The sequence below is a fragment of the Nostoc sp. 2RC genome (assembly GCF_014222165.1).
Lineage (GTDB): Bacteria > Cyanobacteriota > Cyanobacteriia > Cyanobacteriales > Nostocaceae > Nostoc > Nostoc linckia.
In genome coordinates this window covers 1-3,650 of sequence record NZ_JACKZU010000548.1, presented here as the reverse complement: position 1 = coordinate 3,650, position 3,650 = coordinate 1, and the positions used below count along the sequence as shown (strand labels likewise).

Annotated in this window: 2 protein-coding genes; both read left to right on the top strand. The window is 39.2% G+C overall.

Going from position 1 to position 3,650, the window contains the following annotated elements:
• Positions 1 to 441: 441 nt before the first annotated feature.
• Positions 442 to 1,686, top strand: coding sequence for a glycosyltransferase (locus GNE10_RS32910; RefSeq protein ID WP_185570237.1), 1,245 nt, complete (start codon positions 442 to 444; stop codon positions 1,684 to 1,686).
• 213 nt (positions 1,687 to 1,899) lie between these two features.
• Positions 1,900 to 3,624, top strand: coding sequence for a glycosyltransferase (locus tag GNE10_RS32905; protein WP_185570239.1), 1,725 nt, complete (start codon positions 1,900 to 1,902; stop codon positions 3,622 to 3,624).
• Positions 3,625 to 3,650: the final 26 nt, after the last annotated feature.

Sequence of the window (3,650 nt, the reverse complement as noted above, 5' to 3'; positions counted from 1 at the left end):
GATATAAAAATTTTCTATTGATTGACTAACAATTTTCTGCTGGCACTTAGAAAACTTAAATTAGCCAACGGTCTTAATTCCAGATCTGTGACTTGACAACATAATGTACTGAAGTACCACTAGCTAAATTTTGGGCACAATTTAAAATTAAAAATAGTCTTAATAACTTAATTTAATGGTAGACTGTGTTTGTACTGGTATCAATAGTCTTTTTTAAGTACATAAAGTTCACCACAGGAATAGCCAGGAAAATATAAAATTTAGATAAATTTAGTAAAAATACTGGAAATTAGGATGTGGAAATTACTAAACTCTCATAATAGCAGCCTGTAAAAAAAGTAATTGCCAAACTTGAAACCAAGTACATTGAGCCGATAAAAATAGCAGATGTTTGGTTCCATTCATCACGACATCTACCATCCTTGTAATGTTATTTAAAGTATGAAAACAAACTCATCCAATTCACTGTTGACAGTTCCAACTGGTTTACTGAAAATTCCAGAATTACCTCCCAAGGGTATAGATATTAGTACTGAATCCATCGGTCTTTCCCTAGTAATTCCTACTTATAAAGAACGTGACAATATCCGGAAGATAGTCAGTGTATTGAGTGAGATACTAGATGAATCAATTCCAGGTAACTATGAGCTAATTGTCGTAGACGATGATAGCCCAGACATGACTTGGGAAATTGCCCAATCTTTGACAACAGAATATCCGCAGTTGCGGGTAATGCGACGCCAACACGAAAGGGGTTTATCTTCAGCAGTGATTCGTGGTTGGCAAGCAGCCAGAGGAAGTGTGTTGGGAGTAATCGACGGAGATTTGCAGCATCCACCAGAGGTATTGATAGAACTGCTGCGTAATATTGAACAGGGAGCAGATTTAGCAGTAGCCAGCCGCCATGTGGAGGGAGGTGGTGTCAGCAGTTGGAGTGTAGCCAGACGTTTCTTGTCCCGTGGCGCTCAGTTATTAGGCTTAATTATCTTACCAGGAGTATTGGGAAGAGTTTCCGACCCCATGAGTGGTTATTTTATGGTGCGTCGGAGTGCGATCGCCAATGCAGTACTTAATCCCGTAGGATACAAAATTCTCCTAGAGGTTATCGGCCGGGGAAAAGTCAACAAAGTAGACGAAGTTGGATATGTATTTTGCGAACGCAAAGAAGGCGAAAGTAAAGTTACATGGAAGCAATACGTAGACTACATACACCACTTAATCAGGTTACGGCTTTCCACAGGCAGAGTTGGACGATTCAGCAGAAAAGTTAATTTTCCAGTTGGTCGATTTCTGCGCTTTGGTTTAGTTGGGTTTAGTGGCGTATTTGTTGATATGGCAGTGCTATTCTTACTGAGCGATCCCACTACCTTAGCTTTACCATTAACACGTAGCAAAATTATTGCTGGTGAAATTGCAATTTTAAATAATTTCTTGTGGAATGATGCTTGGACATTTGCTGATGTGACTTCCAGACAGCAAGAATGGCATCAACGAGCCAAACGGTTTCTAAAATTTAATGTCATTTGTCTTGCTGGACTCATATTAAATGTACTGGTATTAAATTTAGTCTTTAATTTTGTGATTCCTAATCGTTATATTGCCAATTTAATTGCCATTGCAGTTGCTACTATTTGGAATTTCTGGGTGAACTTAAAGCTGAGCTGGCGCGTTACCGATGTGAAATAATCACAATGATGGATTTGAGATTTGCATTTTTGTTTTTAGATTTGAGAACGAACTTGAATCTAAAACGTCAAATTTACAAATCCATTAGTGTGAGGCTCGGCCATGACCGTTTTTCGGGATAGATCCTATTTTTGGAAACAGATTATCTTGTTGCTGCACATTTATGCAGCTAAGATTCTACCACCAAGAGCTAAAAAATCTATCCCGCAACAGATGTTTTCCCACAAATGGTATGTTCCACTTTTTCCTAGCTGGTTTCATCCCTTGATGTGGTTCATTATCGGTTTTGGCTTGCGTCTTAGCAACTTAACAGCAAAACCTCCTTGGACTGATGAATTTTGCACCTTAGTTTTTAGTTTAGGGAATAATTTTTTAGGAATACCCCTAGATAAAGCGATCGCAGCTGATATCTTATTACAACCGCTACAACCAAACCCAGCTGCCAATATTAGTCATATAATTCAAAACTTACTTACACAAGATACCCATCCACCGCTATATTTTGTCATAGCTTACCTGTGGATGAAATTATTTTCCCATGAAGGAGGATTAGTATCGCTATTTGCGGCGCGATCGCTCCCAGCTTTCATCGGTGCTATCTCCATACCTTGTGTTTATATATTAGGTAGAATAGCATTCCGTTCCCCATTGGTAGGAAACTTAGCTGCTGCCATGATGGCAGTATGTCCCTACGCAGTTTTTTTATCACAAGAAGCACGCCACTACACCTTAGCAGCCCTATGGGTAATTGCTTCCCTCACTTGTTTAGTAATTGCCACCCGTCATTTACAAAACCGTACTCCATTACCAATGTGGGTAGCCTTTGCTTGGGTAGAAATTAATGCCTTGGGTTTTGCTACCCATTATTTCTTCAGCCTCACCCTCTGCACCGAAGTTGTAGTTTTGATATTCCTTGCTTGGCAGCAAAAACAAACTAACGTCAAATTTTCTTTGTTTGCTTCTAACTGGCAGCGTATCTATGCAGTTGCCATCGGTACTTTTGTTGCAAGTTTAATTTGGCTACCAATCTTTTTAGAAAATAGAAATCGCGATAACTTAACCCAATGGATTCGAGGTTCCCGTGAAGGGCTAGATTGGATTGCACCAATTTTTCAAGCTTTAGGAACATTAATTACCATGATTTCGCTGTTACCAGTTGAATCTGCACAACTATTGGTTGTAATTCCCTCAGGAGTGGTGATGCTGATTTTCTTTATTTGGGCAACACCTATTTTAGTACGTGGAATAAAAATTCAACTGCAACAGCCAGAAAACCGGATAATGATTCAAATCTTAGCCGTAGTTACTATAACTGCAATGGCTTTGTTTTTTATCTTTACGTATTTTTTAGGCATTGACCTCACCAGAGGCGCTCGCTATCACTTTTTCTATTTTCCCAGTATTATCGTTTTACTAGCAGCTAGTTTGGCAGTTTGTTGGCATCTTCCCAAAGAAGTGATTGTCAAAAACATCGGTCAATGGAAAATTAATGGCAAAAAAGCCGTAATTTTAATTTGGTTAATGTCACTCCTCAGCAGCATTACAGTAATCTGCAACCTTGGCTATCAAAAATATTATCGCCCTGACCTTTTTGTGCAATTAATTCAACAAACATCATCAGCACCAATATTAATTGCCACCACTCATAAAACTTACGTACAAACTGGAGAAATGATGGGAATCGCCAGAGAAATCAAACTGGAAAATTCACCTCAAAACCCCCTATTCCTCCTTGCCCATCAAAACCAAGACCCGAAAACCTCTACCATTGCTCTAGAAAACACTTTAAAAACACTACCGCGACCCTTCGATGTCTGGCTAGTAAACTTTCATGCCCCCACAGCAGAAGCAGTCAAAACATGTGTTATGTCTAATACTGAATCTCTACCGAACATAGACGGCTACGAATATCAACTTTATCATTGTCAAGATAAATGAGAGAGATGGGGGGATGGGGAGATGGG